The sequence below is a fragment of the Streptomyces sp. NPDC093065 genome (assembly GCF_044754585.1).
Classification (GTDB): domain Bacteria; phylum Actinomycetota; class Actinomycetes; order Streptomycetales; family Streptomycetaceae; genus Streptomyces.
This window is the reverse complement of sequence record NZ_JBIVPJ010000001.1, coordinates 263,603-282,425: the sequence shown is the minus strand read 5'-3', so window position 1 is coordinate 282,425 and position 18,823 is coordinate 263,603. Positions and strand designations below refer to the sequence as shown.

Below are 18,823 nucleotides of genomic sequence, written 5' to 3'. Positions count from 1 at the left end.
CCGCCGTACGGGAGGTGCCCGTACGGGAGGGAGGACTCGCGATGAACGAGACGATGATCTGCGCCGTGGGCAACGTGGCCACCCAGCCGGTCTTCCGGGACCTGGCGAACGGACCGTCGGCGCGCTTCCGGCTCGCGGTCACCGCGCGCTACTGGGACCGCGAGAAGAGCGCCTGGACGGACGGCCACACCAACTTCTTCACGGTGTGGGCCAACCGGCAACTCGCCAACAACGCCTCGGCATCGCTGGCGGTGGGCGACCCCGTCGTCGTGCAGGGCAGGCTGAAGGTGCGCACCGATGTCCGTGAGGGACAGAGCCGGACCTCGGCCGACATCGACGCGGTGGCGATCGGCCACGACCTCGCCCGCGGCACGGCGGCGTTCCGGCGCACCGGCAGGGCGGAGGCGTCGACCTCACCGCCCCAGCCGGAACCCAACTGGGAGACCGCGGCGGAGCCGCCCGGTGAAGCTGCCGGCGAACCGGCCGGACCGGCCCGCGAACAGCGACCGGAGCCCGTCGCGGTGGCATGAGACCGAGGCGCTCCCGGAACCGCCCGATGCACGGCTTATCGACCCATGCGTCCGGAGCGCGCGCGGGTGGATTTGTCGATAAGCCCTGCTCAAAGAGGCTCTCGGCGATAACGATTCCGATTCGGATCACCGCGCGGGCGACGATCACCGGCAGCGCCGGACCGTCACGTCCTTAGGATGCCGAACGAGCCTTGTGTGGCTGCTGATTCTGCTGGTGGGACCGTTCCCCCACGTCAACGGGTCCTGCTCGAAGGGGAATTTGGTGTTTTCTTCGCTCGCTGCGCCGTCTCTGCCCGGTCGAGGGGCGGTACGTCTCGCCGCCGGTGCGCTGGTGTCCGTGCTCGCCGTCGCCGGTGTGGCGACCGGTGCGGCTCCGGCCGCCGCCGCCCAGGACGAGGCGGCGCGGGGCCAGGGCGGGGCGACGGCCACCATAGGCGGCCTCAAGACCCACGGCATCGCGGTCATCCACGGGGCGGACGGCGACCAGCAGGTGCAGGCCGGTCTGTTCGAGATGTCCGTCGAGGGCGGCGGCATGCTGCAGACGTACTGCGTCGACATCCAGAACCCGACGCAGAAGGACGCCAAGTACCGGGAAACTCCCTGGAGCGGCACGTCGCTCGGCACCAACAAGGACGCGGGCCGTGTCCGCTGGATCCTGCAGAACAGCTACCCCCAGGTCAACGACCTCGCCGCGCTCGCGAAGAAGGCGGGCCTCCGCGGGCTCACCGAGGACGAGGCGGCGGCCGGTACCCAGGTCGCCATCTGGCGCTACTCGGACGACACGGACGTCGAGGCCGTCGACCCGCAGGCCGAGCGGCTCGCCGACTACCTGGAGAAGAACGCCCGCGGTGTCGCCGAGCCCGCGGCATCCCTGGCCCTGGACCCGCCCGCAGTCTCCGGCCACCCCGGTGAGCGCCTCGGCCCGGTGACGGTCCACACCAACGCCGACGGTGCGACGGTGACGCCCCCGGTGGGGGCCGCCGACGAGGACGCGGTACGGATCGTCGACACCAAGGGCCGGCCCGTCACCAAGGTCACCGACGGCACCCAGCTCTTCTTCGACGTGCCCGAGGACGCGGAGGCCGGCACCGCCCAGCTGTCCGTCCAGGCCTCGACGACCGTGCCGGTCGGCCGTGCCTTCGCCTCCGACAGCCGCAGCCAGACCCAGATCCTGGCCGGCTCCAGCGAGTCGACGGTCGCGGCGACGGCGACCGCCACCTGGGCGGCCGGCGGCGCGATACCCGCCCTGTCGGCACGTAAGAACTGCGCCGAGGGCACCCTGGACATCACGGCGCTCAACAAGGGCGACGAGCCCTTCACCTTCGAACTCCTGGACACGGAGTACGCCATCGCGCCGGGCGAGACCCGGACGGTGCCGGTCCCGCTGCCGGAGGACCGCCCCTACGACTTCACCATCCGGGGCCCGGCCGGCTTCGAACAGCGCTTCACCGGCGTCCTCGACTGCCGCACCCAGAGCGCCGCCCTCGCCGACACCACCCACCCCCTCAGCGAACCGGCCCCCACCACGGTCGTCACCCCGCCCGCCAACCCCAACCTCGCCGAAACCGGCAGCTCCGACGCGACCCCCCTGATCGGCGGCGCGGCCATCGGCCTGGTCGTGATCGGCGGCGCGGTCCTGCTCCTCGCCCGCCGGAGGAACGAACAGTGACGACGTGACCCCGCCGGCACTCCGCCCGTTGCCGAACCGGCCAGCAGTGGGTTCCCCCGGTGGAGGGGCGCTCCCCGGCGCCGGTCACGTGGACACCCGCAGCGCGGCGTGCAAAACCCCAGGTCAGAGCCCCCGCCAGGAACGCGTTTCCGCGCAGGGGCGGCGGTGCGGCAAGATGGGGTGTATCTGCCCACCTGCCTGATCAAGCTGCCGGACGGTTTCTCTTGGCTGAGTACATTTACACCATGCGCAAGGCGCGCAAGGCGCACGGCGACAAGGTGATCCTTGACGACGTCACCCTGAGCTTCCTCCCCGGCGCGAAGATCGGTGTGGTCGGTCCGAACGGTGCCGGCAAGTCGACCGTTCTGAAGATCATGGCGGGGCTCGAGCAGCCCTCGAACGGGGACGCGTTCCTGGCCCCGGGCTACACCGTGGGCATCCTGCTCCAGGAGCCCCCGCTGAACGAGGAGAAGACCGTCCTGGAGAACGTCCAGGAGGGTGTCGCCGAGGTCAAGGGCAAGCTCGACCGGTTCAACGAGATCGCCGAGCAGATGGCGACCGACTACTCGGACGCGCTGCTCGAGGAGATGGGCAAGCTCCAGGAGGAGCTCGACCACGCCAACGCCTGGGACCTCGACGCCCAGCTGGAGCAGGCCATGGACGCGCTGGGCTGCCCGCCCGGCGACTGGCCCGTCGTGAACCTCTCCGGTGGTGAGAAGCGGCGCGTGGCGCTGTGCAAGCTGCTGCTGGAGGCGCCCGACCTGCTGCTCCTCGACGAGCCCACCAACCACCTCGATGCCGAGTCGGTGAACTGGCTGGAGCAGCACCTCGCCAAGTACGAGGGCACCGTCGTGGCCGTCACCCACGACCGGTACTTCCTGGACAACGTCGCCGGCTGGATCTGCGAGGTCGACCGCGGCCGCCTGCACGGCTACGAGGGCAACTACTCCAAGTACCTGGAGACCAAGGCCACCCGCCTCAAGGTCGAGGGCCAGAAGGACGCCAAGCGGCAGAAGCGCCTCAAGGACGAGCTGGACTGGGTGCGCTCCAACGCCAAGGGGCGCCAGGCCAAGTCCAAGGCCCGCCTCGCGCGGTACGAGGAGATGGCCGCTGAGGCCGACAAGATGCGGAAGCTGGACTTCGAGGAGATCCAGATCCCGCCGGGCCCGCGGCTCGGCAACGTCGTCGTCGAGATCAACAACCTCAGCAAGGCCTTCGGCGACAAGGTCCTCATCGACGACCTCTCCTTCACGCTCCCGCGCAACGGCATCGTCGGCGTCATCGGGCCCAACGGCGCGGGCAAGACCACTCTGTTCAAGATGATCCAGGGCTTCGAGGAGCCGGACTCCGGCACCATCAAGGTCGGCGACACCGTCAAGATCTCCTACGTCGACCAGAGCCGCGAGAACATCGACCCGAAGAAGTCGCTGTGGGCCGTGGTGAGCGACGAGCTCGACTACATCAACGTCGGGCAGGTCGAGATGCCCTCTCGCGCCTACGTCTCCGCCTTCGGGTTCAAGGGCCCGGACCAGCAGAAGGCCGCCGGCGTCCTCTCCGGCGGTGAGCGCAACCGGCTGAACCTCGCGCTCACCCTCAAGCAGGGCGGCAACCTGCTCCTCCTCGACGAGCCCACCAACGACCTCGACGTCGAGACGCTGGGCAGCCTCGAGAACGCGCTGCTGGAGTTCCCCGGGTGCGCCGTGGTCGTCTCCCACGACCGGTGGTTCCTGGACCGGGTCGCCACCCACATCCTCGCCTACGAGGGCGAGTCCAAGTGGTTCTGGTTCGAGGGCAACTTCGAGTCGTACGAGAAGAACAAGGTCGAGCGGCTGGGCGCCGACGCCGCCCGTCCGCACCGCGCCACCTACAAGAAGCTGACCCGGGGCTGATCTTGCGGCACATCTACCGCTGCCCACTGCGCTGGGCGGACATGGACGCGTACGGCCACGTCAACAACGTGGTCTTCCTCCGCTACCTGGAGGAGGCGCGCATCGACTTCCTGTTCCGCCCGGAGAAAGACTTCAAGCAGGGGTCCGTGGTGGCACGCCATGAGATCGACTACAAGCGCCAGCTCGTCCACCGGCACCGGCCGGTCGACATCGAGCTGTGGGTCACGCAGATCAGGGCCGCTTCGTTCACCCTCACCTACGAGGTCAAGGACGGCGACGTGGTCTACGTCCGCGCCTCGACGGTGATCGTGCCGTTCGACTTCGCGGCGCAGCGGCCCCGGCGGATCACCGCCGAGGAACGGGAGTTCCTCCAGGAGTACACGGACGACAAGGAGGAGGCCGTCGCCGCATGACGGTGCTCCACCTGGCCGACGAGGGGGAGGCCGCGGATCTCGCGGCCTTCCTCTCCCGGCTGCTCCACTACGACCGTTCGGCCGCGGTGCGCCTCCAGGCGGCCGGTACGGCCCTCGCCGTCTTCGGCCGGCCGCCCTCCTTCGAGGTGCTGGCCGTGCGCGCGGTACGGCTGGCCAAGCCGTACGAGAACGGGCTCGACGTCACCCTGGACGTGACCGTGTCCGCCGGTGAACTGCTCGAGGCCGTGGACGAGCGGGCGGTGACCGCCGGCGTTCCGGACGCCGTCACCGGGCCGCCGTGGGCCGGGGTGCTGCCCCCGCGCGGGGGCTGGCGGCCCGAGCCGGGGCTGCCCGACCCCGACGCCCTGCGTGCGCTGGTCGCCGCCGCGGTGGCGGAGTTCCGGGCCCGTACGGAGGAACTCGCGGCCGGGGACCGTACGCGGGCCGAACTCGACCGCATCGGGAGGGACATCTGGTCCCGCACGGTCGGGGAGACCGGGCTGCCGGTGCGGGCCGTGCACGCGGCCCAGTCGCTCGGGTTCCTGCGGTCGTCCGGAGCACCGGGTTGCGGCGAGACCGTGCCGACGCTGTTCTCCTCCGGTGCGTGGCTGCGGCTGCGCACGCCCTTCGGGTCCGTCGCGCTGCGGCGGGCGGGGACCGGGGCACTGGGCATCAGCGTGCGCTGACCAGCCTCGACGGGCTCCCCGGCCGGGCCCGTTCAGTGGTGGGGTTCGCTGTCGTCCGGGCGTACGGCGATGTGGTCGCTCTCCAGTTCCAGGGCGACTCGGTCGCGCATGCCGAGGGCCGCGGTGTAGTCGGCGGGCAGCTGGAGCCGGCCGGCCCGGTCGAGCATGGCGTACTCGCGGGCCACCACCGTCTCGTGGCCGGTCTCGGCGTCCACCTCGCTGCGGCGCAGCACCTCCGTGGAGGTACGGCCGTCGCGGATGGCGACCGTGCGGCGGACCTCGCCGGCCACGGCCTGGTCGTGGGTGACGATGACGACCGTGGTGCCCAGCTGCTCGTTCGCCGTGCGGAAGGCGGCGAAGATCTGTTCCGCGGTGTGCGAGTCCAGCTCGCCCGTGGGTTCGTCGGCGAGCAGGACCGAGGGGGCGCCCGCGAGGGCCACGGCGATGGCGACCCGCTGCTGCTGCCCGCCGGACAGCTGCCGCGGGCGGCGGTCGCGGCAGTCGGCGAGGCCCATCAGGTCCAGGAGTTCCAGCGCGCGTGCGGTGCGCGCCGCCCGGCGTCCGCCGGTGCCGGCCAACTGCAGGGGCAGGGCCACGTTCTGCGCGGCAGTCAGATAGGGCATGAGGTTCCGGGACGTCTGCTGCCACACGAAGCCGACCACCGTACGACGGTAGGCCAGGCGGTCCTTCGCCGTCATCGCCAGCAGGTCGCGCCCCGCCACCCGGGCCGCCCCGGCGGTCGGTGTGTCCAGGCCGGCCAGGATGTTCATCAGCGTGGACTTGCCGCTGCCCGAGGCGCCGACCAGCGCCATCAGCTCGCCCTCGCGTACCAGCAGGTCGAGCCCCTGCAGGGCCTGCACCTCCACCCCGTCCGCGCTGAAGATCCGGACCAGGCGGTCGCAGGCGATCAGCGCGTCGTGTCCGTAGGCGGGCCGGTCACGGGACGCGGTGGCGCGGCCGGCCAGATCGGCGAGGGTGGGATCGGTCGTCATCGGGTCTCCTCCAGGTCCGCGTCCGCGGTACGCCGTGTCTCCGGTCGCGCCTTCACCGGGCGTCGCCCGCCCGCAGCTCCGTCACCGCTCCGCGCCGGCCCGACCACCATGCCTGCAGTGCGGCCACCCCCACCGCCAGCACCAGCACCGCCGCCGCCGGGACGGCAAGCGACCACGGGTCGGTGCGCAGTTCCGCGCGGCCCACCGGAGAGGCAGCCGTCGACATCGCGATGGTCGTCAGGTCGACGCCGGGGGAGAGGAGCCGTACGGCCGCCCAGCCGGTCAGGACGCCGCCCAGCGCGGCGGGAAGGGCCTGCGGGAGGGACTCCAGGACGAGCAGGCGGCGGCCCTGGGCACGGGTGAGGCCCATGGTGCGCAACCGGGCCAGGAGGGCGGCGCGTTCGGGCGCGGTGCTCGCCAGCGACAGCAGCAGGGCCAGGGCGGCGTAGCCGGCGCCGGCGGCCACGGCGGCCGTGTAGACGCGCTCCGCACCGGACTGCAGCGGCGAGTCCACGTACCTGCCGCGCTCCTCGGACCGAAGGTGGACGGTGCCGGCGTCGTCCGCCGCCCGGCGCAGCGCGCCCGCGTCCAGGTCGTCGCCGGTCAGCAGCAGCACGTTCGGCGGGGCGGACCCGGTGGGCAGCCCGGCCCGGTCCACGACGAGGAAGTCGTCGCCGTACACGGCCGGGGTGCGGTCGCGCACCAGCACGATCCGCAGCGCGGCGACGCCGCCGTCGGCCAGGCGCAACCGGAAGGTGCCGTTGCCGAAGCGGTCGGCGACCGCGGGGGAGGCCAGCGCCGGCAGTACGGCGTCCCCGGAGCCGCCCCCGGCGCCGTCCGACCGGGTCAGCCGCCCCGCGGGGAACGCGCCGAGACCCGTCCGCCCGGCCAGTGCCGCGTAGGCGCCGGGTTCCACGCCCGCGAGCGGGACCGACTGGCGGCCGTCCGGCGTCCTGGCCAGGTGGTCGACGCCGGCCTCGGTGACCTCCCGCACCCCGGGCGCCTTCCCCAGCCGGGCCGGCAGGCCGGAGGGCAGCGCCCCGGTGGTCGCCTCCACCCGGGCGTCCGCGCCGACGGCGAGCAGCGCGGCCCGGTCGCGGGCGTCGGCCACGCCGCTGAGGACCGAGCCGCCGAACGCCGCGACGGTGAACGCGGTCAGCAGCGCGAGGAGGGGCAGCGCGGTGGAGGCGGAGGTACGGCCGGCCCGGGCCAGCGCGAGCGGACCGACCGCGCCGCGCAGCCGCCGGGCCGGGCGGGCCAGCCCGCGCAGCGGCAGCGGATACAGGCGCACCAGCACCAGCGCGGCGATCACCCCGACCAGTACCGGTGCCATCGCCACCAGGCCGCCCGCGCCCTCCGTCGCGCCGCGCCGGCGCAGGACCTCGACCGCGCCGACGGCGAGGACCACGACGGTCAGTTCGGCGACCGTACGGCGCCGGGAGGCGCGCGGCGACGCCGCGTCCCGCCGGTCGTCGTGGACACGCACCCGGTGGTGCGCGGCGGCGGCCCGCACCGGCAGCGCGAGGCAGGCCACGGCGGTGACCGCGCCGGCGGCCCACAGCGCGGGCAGCAACCGGGCGCCGGGCAGCGCGAGCAGGGCCACGCCGAGGCCGAGGGCGCCCGCGGGCACGGCCACGACCGCCGTCTCGGCCAGTAGCCGCCCCGCCATGCCCCGTACGGAGGCGCCGCGGGCCCGCAGCAGGGCCAGTTCGGCGCGGCGCCGGTCACCGGCCAGACCCCCCGCCATCAGCAGGACGACGGCGGCGACCGTGCCCGAACCCGACGCGGCGACGGCGACCAGCGGGCCGATGTCGCCGCGGAGCCGCCCGTACGTGGTGAGGACCTCGTCGAGGCCGGTCGTGGCGTCCGCCAGGGGGCTGACCGTCGAGTGCAGTCGCTGCAGGCCGGGCCCGGACTCCAGGGAGGCCACGGCGGAGGCGAGCCCGTCGAGGTCGCGGCCGTGCAGCGCGTCCGGGTCGGGCGCGAGGTGCCAGTAGCGGACCAAGGGGGCCGAACCCAGGAGCGCGGGGCCCGCCTCGGGGGCGAGCAGCAGGCCGCCGACCCAGTAGGTGGGGCTGGGGGCGCCGGACGGCCCCGGCGCGCGCCGCAGGGAGGGGGTGCGCAGCACGGAGTCGACGGACCAGTAGGCGCCGTCGGGCCGCTCGGGCGCGACGATGGCGGTGACGTGGACGGTCAGCTCGCGGTGGCCGGGCAGGTGGACGACCGAGCCCGCCTTCATGTGCAGGGTGCGGGCCGTCTCCTCGGTCACCGCGGCCTCCAGCGCGGTGGTCGAGGCGCCGGACCGCCCGCCGGTGACTCTCGGCAGCCGGCCGGAGCGCAGCCGGGCGTGGTCGCCGAGCCCCTGCGGCGCGGCGAGGACCATCTCCGCGGGCAGCCCGTCGGGCCGGGGCAGCCACTCCTCGGGCGAGGGCAGGCTGCCGGTGACGCGGACGCCGTAGGACGACTGCTCCTCGTCGACGACGAGCGGGCGCTCGACGGCGTCGAGCACGGAGCGGTGGGCGTCGGCGAGGGGCCGGGGCCGGAGGCTGTCCTCCGCGGCCGCCACCTCCAGCCCCGGGGCGGGCGCGGCGGTCACCAGGACGCCGGTCACGTCGGCCGGGGCCCCCTCGACGGCCCGGCGCAGTCCGGCGTCCGTGTACCGGTCCAGCGCCCTGGGGAACGCCGCGGCCAGACACGCGGTCAACGCCACCAGCACCGCCAGCGCGACGGCGGCACCGGGCGCGGCCCGCAGCCGGGTACGCACCCAGGGGGCGGTCACGGGGGTCACCGGCCGGTACCTCCGGGTTCCGCGTGGGCGCCCGTGGTGTCGGTGCGGGGCGGTGCGAATACGGGCGGGGGCGCGGCCGGGAGCGGGGCGGTCGCCGGGCGGGCCCGGGGCTGTGGCGAGGGGGTGGTCGTGGGGCGCACCGAGCTGGTATCGCCGTGTTCTGTGTGGGCGCCCGTGGTGTCGCTGTGGGGCGGTGTGCAGGCGGGCGCGGGTGTGGGCGGGAGCGGGGCGGTTGCCTGGAGGGTCCGGGTATGCACCCGGGGGGTGGTCTCGGGGGTCACTGGACCGGTACCGGCGTGTTCTGTGTGGGCGCCCGTGGTGTCGGTGCGGGGCGGTGCGAATACGGGCGGGGGCGCGGCCGGGAGCGGGACGGTTGCCGGGCGGGCCCGGGTCTGTGGCGAGGGGGTGGTCGTGGGGCGCACCGAGCTGATGTCGCCGTGGCGGGTCCGGGGCGAGGGGGCGGTCACGGGGGTCACCGGCCGGTACCTCCCTGTTCGTTCAGCGTGGACGTCGTGTCCGTGCGGCGCAGGGCCAGGGCGGCCGTGACCAGGAGCGGGACGACGGCCATGCCGGCCAGCAGCAGGGCGAGCCGGCCGGGGGGCAGGGTCACGTGCACCTCCGGCACGGGACGGGTGGCCTGCGGGGTCAGTACGGTCAGGGGGATCACCGCCCGGGTCAGGACCGCGCCGAGGGCGGCACCGGTCAGCAGGGCCAGAGCGGTCAGCACGCCCTGCTCGACGGCGACCGCGCGGGCCAGGCGGCGGCGCGAGGCGCCCAGGGCGCGCAGTACGGAGAGCTCCCGGCCCCGCTCGCGCAGCGACCCCGCCGCACTGACCGCGAAGCCGACCGCGGCCAGTGCCGCCGCCACCAGGGTCGCCGCGGCGAACGCCGCCCCGGGACCGGCGCCGAACGGGTCGTCGCGCAGCCGCTCGGCGACCTCGTCGCGGACCAGGACCTGGGCCGGCGCCGTGTCCGGGAACGCCCGCAGGCCCGCCGCCGCCTCGCCGGTCTGCCCCGGCCCGGCCCGCAGCCACCACTCGGTGGGCTCGACGGCGGCGCCGTACTTGGCCTGGAGGTGCCGGTTCAGCGCCGGCAGATCGACCAGCAGGGTGCCGCCGAACCGCGCCGACGGCGTCTCGGGCCCGGTGCCCGGCACCTCGCGCACGGAGCGCACGATCCGCACGGGGAGGTCGTGCCCGGCGACCGGTACCGTGACGCGCTGCCCGGTACGGGCGCCCGCGGAGTCGAGGAACCGGTCGCCGGCCACGGCGGTCACCTCCTTCGGCCTCGGCTGCGCGACCCGCAGCCGCACGGTCAGCGTGGTGATCTCCGAGCCGTCCGTGCGGCCCGTGGAGTACTCGACGGCGAGCGGACCGGAATCCAGCAGGCGCGGCTTGGGAGGGGCGCCGTCCACGTCCGGTTCGAACGGCGGCGGGAACAGCTCCGACCCGGCCGTCCAGGCTTCGGGCAGCGGCACCTGCCGTACGGCCCCGTCGGCACCCCGGGCCGTCACCCGCCCTACGGTCAGGCGGTGTTCCTCGCTCCGGTCCTCCGGCTGGACCACCGTGAACTCGACGCCGGTCAGGAGGAGCCGCCCGGCGGGGACGTCCAGGCCGAGGGTGTGCTCCCGGCCGTCGGCGGCCAGCGAACCGGCCCCGAGCCGGTACGGGGTGCCCCAGCGGTCCTCGACGGTGACCGTGACGTCGGCCGAGCGGGAGCCGGCGGAGTACCGGCCCGCCCCCGGCACGGCCAGGGTCGCCGTCAGCGCCAGCCGGGCCGTGCCCGCCGGGATCCGCGCGCCGTTCGACGGCCGCCCGGGCGCCATTCCGGACAGCAGCCCGTGCGGCGAACCGTCGGCCAAATCCGGCCGCATCAGCATCGTGTCCGCCGCGTGCGCCGTGTCCAGCGCGAGCACCGTCGCCGTCCGGTCGCCGGACAGCGGAACCTCGGATCGCACCGCGGGAGCGACCTGCCGTACGCCCGCGACGCCCGCGATCCGGTCGGTGCGGTCCGGGCCCGCCGCACCGGCGGCCCGCACCCGGATCGGCGCGCCCGTGCGGAAGTCGGCCTGGTCGTCCTGCGAACGGGACCACGAGGCGCCCTGCCCGATCGCCATAGTGCCGAGCGCCACGGCGAGCACCAGCAGCAGCACGGGACCCGCCCCGCGCATCGGGCGCCGGCTCAGCTGCCAGCCGGCCAGCGCAGCCGCCAGCCCGCGTCCGCTCGCCGCCCGGCGCTCCGCGAGCCGCGCCACCAGCGGCAGCAGCCGCAGCGCGAGCACCGTCCCGGCCAGCAGCGCCAGCGTGGGCGTCACCACGAACAGCGGATCCACCCCCAGGGTGCCCGCGTCGTCGGCGTCGCCCGTACCGGTGCCGGCGGAGGTCTGCCGGTCCAGCTGCCAGTAGGCGATGCCGGCGATCACCAGCAGGCCCACGTCCGCGCCGGCCCGCAGCCAGCCCGGCAGTGCCCGGGACCGGCCGCCACCGGCCTCCGGCGCGAGGGTCAGCGCCGGCAGGGCCACGGCCAGGGTGCAGCCGAGGGCCGCCACCGCCGCCACCAGCCACACCGTGCCGCTGCCGCCGGCCGCCGGCAGCCGGCCGAGCCCGATCCGGGACAGCGCCCCTTGCCCGGCCAGCAACCGGATCAGCGGCCCGGACAGCAGCGGCGCGCAGACCAGCGCGGGCACGGCCGGCAGCAGCGCCTCCAGCGCGGATCCCGCCGCCAGCCGGGCCCGGGAGGCGCCGCGCGCCCGCAGCAGCCGCAGCTCGCCCGCCCGCTCCACGCTCAGCAGCCGCGCCACCAGCAGCAGCGCGCCGCCCGCGAGCAGGACGAGCTGCAACGCGATGACGAGGAGGGTGGAACGGGAGACCTCCAGCGAACGGTCGAGGCGTTCCAGGATCGAGGGCAGCTCGGTCGTCGCCGCGGTGGTGCCGCTGAGCACCGGCTGCTCACGCAGCCACGCCGTGCCGCCCCGGGCCGCCTCGCCCAGGGCCCGGGTCCCTCCGGCCGTCAGCGACGAGTAGTCCGCCCGCACCAGCCACCCGGACGACCCCGCGCTGACCCGGCCGCCGCTCAGCACGCCGGGCGGGGCGAGCAGCGGCCCGTACGTCGTGAAGCCGCCCTGCTTCACCCCGCGCCCCTCCAGGTCGTCGAGGCGCCAGTACGGCGACCCGGTGTCGACGGGCCGGTACAGGCCGCTGACCACGACGCGGACGGCCGGCCCGTCGAGCCGGTCGGTGAGGGTGAGCCGGTCGCCGGTGCCGACGCCGACGCGTTCGGCGGCGGCCACCGGCACCGCCACCTCGACCGTGCTGCCCGCGGCCCCCGCCGAAGGCATCTGCCCCTCCTCGACGCGGACCTGCGACGGGTCGAGCGCCGCGAAGAACGTCAGATCGGGGTCGCCGGAGCGCTCGGTCGGCGGCCGCAGGGAGACCGGCAGCGCGTAGGGGCCCGAGCGGACCAGGGTCCGTACCGTGAGCGGCAGCCCGTCGAAGGTCCTCGCGGCCCCCTCGCGCACGGTGGCGTCGGCGGCCTGCCGCTGTCCGGCCGGTACGTCCGCCTTCACGACCAGCGCGGCGTCGGACCCGGTGCGCGCGTCGGCGAGGGCGTGCCGCAGGGCGGCGTCGCCGACGACGCCCGAGTAGGCGGTGAGGGTGGCGAGGACCGTCGTGGTCAGCAGGACGGTGAGCAGGGCCGCGGCCAGCAGCAGACGGTGCGCCCGCGCGCGCAGCAGCACGAACCGCGTGAGCCCCCCGAACCCTGCCACCCGGCCCCCCGCCGCTGTCGTCCAGACCTCGCCGGGATGCTGTCAGAGGTGGGGGTGCCGAAGTAAGCGCCCGGAACCGGGACTTGACCGGATCGTGACCGGAATCCGACGCCGGCTGACCGGAATGCGTCAGTCAGCCCGTCAGTCCGTCAGACTGTGGGCCCGACAGGCCGTGGGCCCGTCAGGCCGTGGGCCCGTCAGTCAGGGGTGTTGATCATCGAGGCCGCCGCGTACGTCAGGTACTTCCACAGCGTCTGCTCGTGCTCCTCGGACAGGCCCAGCTCGTCGAGTGCGACCCGCATGTGCTTCAGCCAGGCGTCGTGCGCGGCCCGGTCGACGACGAAGGGGGCGTGCCGCATCCGCAGCCGCGGATGGCCCCGGTTGTCGCTGTACGTCGTCGGGCCGCCCCAGTACTGCATGAGGAACAGCGCGAAACGGTCCTCGGCCGGACCCAGGTCCTCCTCGGGGTACATCGGCCGCAGGATCGGATCCCCGGCGACGCCCTCGTAGAAACGGTGGACGAGCCGGCGGAAGGTCTCCTCCCCGCCGACCTGCTCGTAGAAGGTCTGCTCCTGAAGCGTGCCGCGCCGAATCTCATTCACGCCGTCCATGGTCTCAGACCCGGGGGCATAGGACTCAAGACCTAGGACTGCGCCCGCGGACCCTGCCCGCGGCCCGCCCGGCCCGTACTGTGGAGGCATGGGCGGGTACGAGGACCTGGACAGCCTCGCCGCCTCCGCGCGGGCGGAGCTGGTGCGGGAGATCGAGCTGAGCGGCGCCTGGACGGCCGACCCGGTCTGGCGGGAGGCGTTCAGGGCGGTGCCGCGCCACCTCTTCGTGCCGTACTACTACGTCGGTGTCCGGGGCGGCTACGAACGCCGGTGGGGCGAGCACCCCGACCCCGGCGCCCGCGAGCGCTGGGTGCGCGGCGCCTACGCCGACGCCCCGCTGGCGACCCGGATGCGCGACGGCGAACTGCTCTCCTCCAGCAGCCAGCCCTCGCTGATGGCGATGATGCTGGCCGAACTGGACGTGCGGGACGGCGACCGGGTCCTGGAGATCGGCGCCGGCACCGGCTACAACGCCGCCCTGCTCGCCCACCGCCTCGGCGACGACGACCTGGTCACCACCGTCGACCTGGACCCCGAGATCACCGAGTCGGCCCGCCGGCACCTGGACGCCGCCGGGTACCACCCGGCCGTCGTCACGGGCGACGGCGCCCGCGGTGTCCCCGAGCGCGCCCCCTACGACCGGATCCTCGCCACCTGCGCGCTGCCCTCGGTACCGCGCGCGTGGACCGCCCAGTGCCGCCCCGGCGGACGGATCCTGACCCCGCTCGCCACCGGGCTCGTCGTCCTCACCGTCCGCGACGCACGGCATGCCGAGGGGCGCTTCCTGCACACGCCCGCGTACTTCGTGCCGCTGCGCGGCGCGGAGCGCGCCGAGCCCGAGACGCCGGGCCTGGGCGGCGTACCGCGCCGGGCCCGGGAGGACGACCTGTTCCGCTTCCTGCTGGCGCTGAGCCGGGGCGGGCTCGACCCGCAGGAGGCGTACGCGCTGTGGCAGCGCGAGGACGCCCCGCGCCGCGAGCGCTACGGCATCACCGTCAGCGGCGAACGGGCCTGGGCGTGGCTGGACGACCCCGAGGGGCCGTACGCCTGGCCGTTCGCCTGACGGAGACCGCCGGTCCTATCCCCGGCGGATCGTGATCGTCGTCCAGGCGCCCACGTGCACCCGGTCGCCGTCCTGGAGCGGCACCGGCACGAAGGGCTGGATCGGCTCCTCGCCCCCGTTGACCGTGGTGCCGTTCGTCGAGTTCTGGTCGACGACCGCCCAGCTGCCGTCCGGCTGCTGCACCAGCACCGCGTGCTGGTGCGAGACGCCCGGGTCCTCCGGCGGCACGGCCAGATCGATGTCCGGGGTGTCGCCGGTGGAGTGACGGCGGCGGCCGATGGTGATCTGGTTGCCGGTGAGCGCGCGCTGCTGCTCGGGCGAGTACGCGGGCAGGTTCAGGCCCGCGGCCTCGGGGCCGGAGCGCTGCATCATCGCCATGAAGTACTCGCGGTCCGGGCCGATCGTCGCCGACCAGGTCGTCGGCTGCTGGGGCCGCTGCGGCTGCTGCGGGAAGCCCTGGCCGGGGCCGGGCGGTGCCTGGGTGGCGCCGGGCTGCGGGTAGCCGTAGCCGCCCTGGGCCGGGCCCGGGCCGTTCGGGCCGCCGGGACCTCCCGGGCCGCCGGGACCGGTGGACGACGGCGGGGAGAGCACCCAGTCGTCCTCGCCGAAGGACGGGCCGCCCTGCTGCGGCGGGCGGTTGGTCTCCTGCGGGAAGGCGGGCGGGGCCGGCGGACCGGCCTGGAACCCCTGCGGGCCGCCACCCGGACCGCCCGGGCCACCGGCGCCGGGCGGGGGCGGAACGGGACCGGACGGAGGCGGGACCGGACGCGACGGATCGGCACCGAAACCGGGCGGGGGCGGGGGGCCGGAGGGGCCGTTCGGGCCGCCGGGACCGCCGAACCCATCGGGGCCGCCGAAGCCGCCGGGGCCACCAGGACCGTTGGGTCCCCCAGGGCTGCCGGGCCCACCCGGGCCGCCGAAGCCGCCGGGCCTGTCGGAGCCCCCGGGACCGCCAGGTCCACCGGGTCCGCCAGGACCGAAGGGGCCGCCCGCAGGACCGCCATGACCACCAGGACCGCTCCCCGGTCCGCCCGGCCCACCGCGTCCCGACGGGTCGGCGCCGAAGGGCGGCGGGCCCGGGGGAATCGGTTCGGCGGGGCGGTTCACCTGGGACGGGCGGGAGCCCTGGTAGTCGTACGCGTCACCGCCGCCGTAGGACGGGCCCGCCGAGGGACCGCCCGGCGGCTGTCCGAAGTGCGGCGCCGGGCCGGGCGCCGGCGGGCGCGGGGCGGCCGGGGTGTACGACGTGGCGGTGTTGGTCAGGAAGTTCCACCGGCACTCCTCGCAGAACGGCGCACCGCCCTCACGCGGCGTGCGGCACTGCGGACACAGCTGCGGCTCGCCGCCGGGACCACCGGGACCACCGCCCGGGCCGCCCGGACCGGCGGGCGGCGGGAAGCCGTAGCCGCCGCCCGGTGGCGGGGGCGGCGGAGGGGGCGGCACGGCACCGGCCATGCGGTGACCGCAGACCTCGCACCAGTCGTCGGAACCCGACTGGTGTCCGTTCGGGCAGGTCGGCATGTCGGAGCTTCCCTCTCTAGCGGGCGTGTCGCGCGTTTGTCGTGCTGCGTCACTTCTTTACACGAACAGTCTTTGTCGACCGGGTCTCGAGAGTCATCTCGTCGGCTTCCTCGACCTTCGCTTTCAGTCGCACAGTACCTGCCGCCGCGTCCACTACGTCCACCACCTTCGCGAGCAGTTTCGCCGTATCGGCGTTTCCGGAGGCTCCGGCGAGCTGAACCGCGCGCCCCAGTTTGGCCGTTGCTCCGTCGATGTCTCCCGCTTTGCGCAGATCCAGCCCTTGCTGGATGGCTTGTGCCAGTTCGGCCTGCCCGGTGTAGTGGGCGACTTGGGGGTTGATCGACGTGGAGGCGGCCATGTCGTCGGTCCACACGGCCCGTACGAGACCCTGCGCGCCCAGGTTCTGGACGGACCCGTCGGGCTCCGGGATGACCAGGGAGACGCGGGCGGCCAGCATCTCCCGGCCGAGCCCCGCGGCCGGTACCTCCACGCAGACGTGGTAGTCACGGGACTCGTCGCCCCAGGAACCGGTGGGGTAGTCACCGGCGCGCGGGCCCGCCTCGGTGCGGCGGCCAGTCAGCTCCTCGACCGTCGGCGCGACCTGCTTGACGAACCTGACCGCGGTGCCGACCGGGGTCCACAGCCGCAGCGCGACGTCCGCGACCTCCTTGCCCATGGCCGTCTCCATCATTCGCGTGAAGTCGGCGGCCAGGCCCGCGGGATCGGCGACGATGTCGGCGGTGCCGAGCAGGGCGGAGGCGATCCCTGTGACTTCTTTCACTTCCCAGTCGGTGCCCACGCCACGGGCGTCGCACGTGAACCGCCCGGCGCAGGCGTCGAGCGCCGCCCTGAGGTCCTCGGGCGACTCGTGCTCGTTGCGGCCGTCGGTGAGCAGGATGCCGTGCCGGATGGCGACGTCCGCGGTGGACAGCAGCCGGTCCGCCAGCCGCAGCCAGGTGCCGATGGCGGTGCCGCCGCCCGCATTGAGACCCCGCAGCGCCTGCTTGGCCTGCGCCCGGGTGGTGGCGTCGGCGACCGCGAGCCGGCCGCCGCCCGGGTAGACCTCCTTGGCCACGTGGGTGCCGGCCACGACCGTGAAGTGGACGCCGTCGCGCAGGGTGTCGACCGCTGCGGACGTGGCGTCGCGGGCGTTGCGCATCTTGGTCGGCGGATAGTCCATCGAGCCCGAGCAGTCGACCATCAGCGCCACGGCGGCGGACGGGCCCCGGCCGGGCGAGTACAGGTGGGGCGCGGCGACCGCGCTCCCGATCGTGCCGCCGCCGGTCGCGGTGACCGTGACGATGGCGTTGACCTCGCGGCCGCCCTCGGCCAGGTACTCGTTCTGGTAGACGTCCACCGCGAACTGCGGCACGTTCGACTTCGAGAAATTGGCCATGCCGGATCGCATCCCCCTCTACGTCCCCCGGTGGCGGGGGTCCTGGCTCGTTGGCGCGGACCGCCCCCTGCGGTCCGCGAGGCCGCCCCTGACCCGTACCCGTGCGGGGGCCTCAGGCCGATCCTGCCCCCTGCGGCGGGGCCGGGAACGGCAGGAGGGCCACTGTTACGTTGTCGTGGCCCCCGCCGTCCAGGGCGTGGCCGACCAGGACGCGGGCGCCGTGCAGCGGGCGGGCGGCGGCGTCCTGGGGCACGGCGTCGGCCATCTCCTCGGCGGACTCCGCGTAGTTCCACAGGCCGTCCGTGCAGACCACGACCACGCCGGGGCGGTCCGGCTTGAAGGACGCGGTGTGCGGCTCCAGTTCGTAGGCGTCGGCGCCCAGCCAGCCGGTGATGGCGTGGGCGCGCTCGTCGGCGTAGGCCTCGGCCTCGTTCATCAGGCCCGCGGCGACCATCTGGGCCGCCCACGAGTCGTCCTCGGTGAGCCGGGCGGGCGGGGTGGCGCGGTCGGCGGGCACCCAGTAGACGCGGCTGTCGCCGACCCAGCCGACGACCAGGAGACCGGCGGTGACCACGGCGCCGACCAGGGTGCAGGCGGGCGCGTTCTGGTGCGGGGCCTGCTCGCGGGCGGTGGCGGGCTCGTCGGCCAGCGCGTTGACGGCGTGCGAGGCGGCGAGGATGGCGTCGTGCATGGCCTGCTGCGGATGCGTGCCGCGCGGCAGGGCGCCCAGCAGCGACTGGCCGGCCGCGCGGGACGCGGCGAGGGAGGCGTCGTCGGGGCGGGTCGCCGAGGACACGCCGTCGCAGACGATCGCCACGGAGGCGGGGGCGCCGTCGGGCAGCGCGGTGCAGCCCACCGAGAACGCGTCCTCGTTGCGGTGGTGGCGCAGGCCCCGGTCGCTGACGGCGGCGATCGGACCGGACTCCTGCTCCATGTGGTCGCGTTCGCGGGGCTGGGCGTGCCCGCAGTTCTCGCAATAGCCGTCGTCGTCGACCCGGCCCGCGCGGCAGGCGACGCACACCTTCTCGGCGGCGGGCGACCCGGCGGGCGGGGCCGGCACCTGAGCGGCGGCCTCCTGTTCGGCGGTCAGCCGCGGGTCGGGGGCCTGCAGGGGGTACTCGTCGGGCTCGTCCGGCCGGTCGAACCGGACGCCGGGCGCGGCGGACGCCGGTGCCGCCCCCGGAGCGGCGGGCGGTGCCGCCGGAGGGGCGGGCGGTGGCGGCAGCGGGGCGCCGCCCGAGTCGGTGCCCGGGAGTTCGGCCGCCGCGTGCACCGGGGCGGGACGGCCCTGGCCGTCCGAGTCCCGGGCCGCGGGCCAGTCCACGCCGTCCGGCGCGGGCACCGCGCCGTTGACGACGAGGGTGGGGCTGTCCTCGGGCCGCGCGGGCACGACGGACAGGTCGTATCCGCACGCACCGCAGAAACGGTCACCCGACTCGAGGGGCTCCTCGCAGCTCGGGCACTTCGACACAGCGGCCTGCTGGGGCATCTGCGACATC

13 protein-coding genes are annotated in these 18,823 nt (G+C 75.1%); 6 read left to right on the top strand and 7 right to left on the bottom strand.

Going from position 1 to position 18,823, the window contains the following annotated elements; genetic code table 11:
* Nucleotides 1–41: 41 nt before the first annotated feature.
* From ACIQFU_RS01150 to ACIQFU_RS01130, 5 genes are all read left to right on the top strand, one after another.
* A complete protein-coding gene (locus ACIQFU_RS01150) occupies nucleotides 42–530 on the top strand; it encodes a single-stranded DNA-binding protein (protein ID WP_402548049.1) in 489 nt (162 codons plus the stop codon).
* A gap of 262 nt (nucleotides 531–792) precedes the next feature.
* Entirely contained in the window at nucleotides 793–2,199 is a 1,407-nt protein-coding gene (locus ACIQFU_RS01145) for a Cys-Gln thioester bond-forming surface protein (RefSeq protein ID WP_402548047.1), read from the top strand.
* Nucleotides 2,200–2,423: 224 nt separating this feature from the next.
* Complete coding sequence (gene ettA, locus ACIQFU_RS01140; RefSeq protein ID WP_402548046.1) at nucleotides 2,424–4,088, top strand: energy-dependent translational throttle protein EttA; 1,665 nt, start codon at nucleotides 2,424–2,426, stop codon at nucleotides 4,086–4,088.
* A 2-nt stretch (nucleotides 4,089–4,090) separates the two neighbouring features.
* On the top strand, nucleotides 4,091–4,501 hold the full coding sequence (locus ACIQFU_RS01135) for an acyl-CoA thioesterase (protein WP_402548044.1): 411 nt from the start codon (nucleotides 4,091–4,093) through the stop codon (nucleotides 4,499–4,501).
* A complete protein-coding gene (locus ACIQFU_RS01130; RefSeq protein ID WP_402548043.1) occupies nucleotides 4,498–5,187 on the top strand; it encodes a hypothetical protein in 690 nt (229 codons plus the stop codon). The genes ACIQFU_RS01135 and ACIQFU_RS01130 overlap by 4 nt, the downstream gene beginning before the upstream one ends.
* Nucleotides 5,188–5,219: 32 nt before the next feature.
* Here the strand turns inward: ACIQFU_RS01130 and ACIQFU_RS01125 are convergent, their stop codons facing one another.
* The 4 genes from ACIQFU_RS01125 to ACIQFU_RS01110 form a co-directional block, all read right to left on the bottom strand.
* Entirely contained in the window at nucleotides 5,220–6,179 is a 960-nt protein-coding gene (locus ACIQFU_RS01125) for an ABC transporter ATP-binding protein (RefSeq protein WP_402548041.1), read from the bottom strand.
* Nucleotides 6,180–6,231: 52 nt separating this feature from the next.
* Complete coding sequence (locus ACIQFU_RS01120) at nucleotides 6,232–8,967, bottom strand: FtsX-like permease family protein (protein ID WP_402548039.1); 2,736 nt, start codon at nucleotides 8,965–8,967, stop codon at nucleotides 6,232–6,234.
* 472 nt (nucleotides 8,968–9,439) lie between these two features.
* The gene (locus ACIQFU_RS01115; RefSeq protein WP_402548037.1) at nucleotides 9,440–12,733 is read right to left on the bottom strand and encodes an FtsX-like permease family protein; all 3,294 of its coding nucleotides are present in this window, start codon (nucleotides 12,731–12,733) and stop codon (nucleotides 9,440–9,442) included.
* Between the two features lie 197 nt (nucleotides 12,734–12,930).
* A complete protein-coding gene (locus ACIQFU_RS01110) occupies nucleotides 12,931–13,344 on the bottom strand; it encodes a globin (protein ID WP_402548035.1) in 414 nt (137 codons plus the stop codon).
* Nucleotides 13,345–13,432: 88 nt separating this feature from the next.
* Between ACIQFU_RS01110 and ACIQFU_RS01105 the strand changes: the two genes are divergently transcribed.
* Complete coding sequence (locus ACIQFU_RS01105) at nucleotides 13,433–14,407, top strand: methyltransferase domain-containing protein (RefSeq protein WP_402548034.1); 975 nt, start codon at nucleotides 13,433–13,435, stop codon at nucleotides 14,405–14,407.
* 15 nt (nucleotides 14,408–14,422) lie between these two features.
* Here ACIQFU_RS01105 and ACIQFU_RS01100 read toward each other — a convergent pair whose 3' ends face one another.
* From ACIQFU_RS01100 to ACIQFU_RS01090, 3 genes are all read right to left on the bottom strand, one after another.
* Complete coding sequence (locus ACIQFU_RS01100; RefSeq protein ID WP_402548033.1) at nucleotides 14,423–15,928, bottom strand: FHA domain-containing protein; 1,506 nt, start codon at nucleotides 15,926–15,928, stop codon at nucleotides 14,423–14,425.
* A 49-nt stretch (nucleotides 15,929–15,977) separates the two neighbouring features.
* Nucleotides 15,978–17,324: a VWA domain-containing protein gene (locus tag ACIQFU_RS01095; RefSeq protein ID WP_402548031.1), complete on the bottom strand. Its 1,347-nt coding sequence runs from the start codon at nucleotides 17,322–17,324 to the stop codon at nucleotides 15,978–15,980.
* A gap of 112 nt (nucleotides 17,325–17,436) precedes the next feature.
* A complete protein-coding gene (locus ACIQFU_RS01090; protein WP_402548030.1) occupies nucleotides 17,437–18,822 on the bottom strand; it encodes a PP2C family serine/threonine-protein phosphatase in 1,386 nt (461 codons plus the stop codon).
* Nucleotide 18,823: the final 1 nt, after the last annotated feature.

Bases quoted from the DNA above. Each gene is read 5' to 3' on its own strand.
- ACIQFU_RS01150 (WP_402548049.1), top strand. From the start codon at position 42: ATGAACGAGACGATGATCTGCGCCGTGGGCAACGTGGCCACCCAGCCG.
- ACIQFU_RS01130 (WP_402548043.1), top strand. From the start codon at position 4,498: ATGACGGTGCTCCACCTGGCCGACGAGGGGGAGGCCGCGGATCTCGCG.
- ACIQFU_RS01125 (WP_402548041.1), bottom strand. From the start codon at position 6,179: ATGACGACCGATCCCACCCTCGCCGATCTGGCCGGCCGCGCCACCGCG.
- ACIQFU_RS01110 (WP_402548035.1), bottom strand. From the start codon at position 13,344: ATGGACGGCGTGAATGAGATTCGGCGCGGCACGCTTCAGGAGCAGACC.
- ACIQFU_RS01105 (WP_402548034.1), top strand. From the start codon at position 13,433: ATGGGCGGGTACGAGGACCTGGACAGCCTCGCCGCCTCCGCGCGGGCG.
- ACIQFU_RS01100 (WP_402548033.1), bottom strand. From the start codon at position 15,928: ATGCCGACCTGCCCGAACGGACACCAGTCGGGTTCCGACGACTGGTGC.
- ACIQFU_RS01095 (WP_402548031.1), bottom strand. From the start codon at position 17,324: ATGGCCAATTTCTCGAAGTCGAACGTGCCGCAGTTCGCGGTGGACGTC.
- ACIQFU_RS01090 (WP_402548030.1), bottom strand. From the start codon at position 18,822: ATGTCGCAGATGCCCCAGCAGGCCGCTGTGTCGAAGTGCCCGAGCTGC.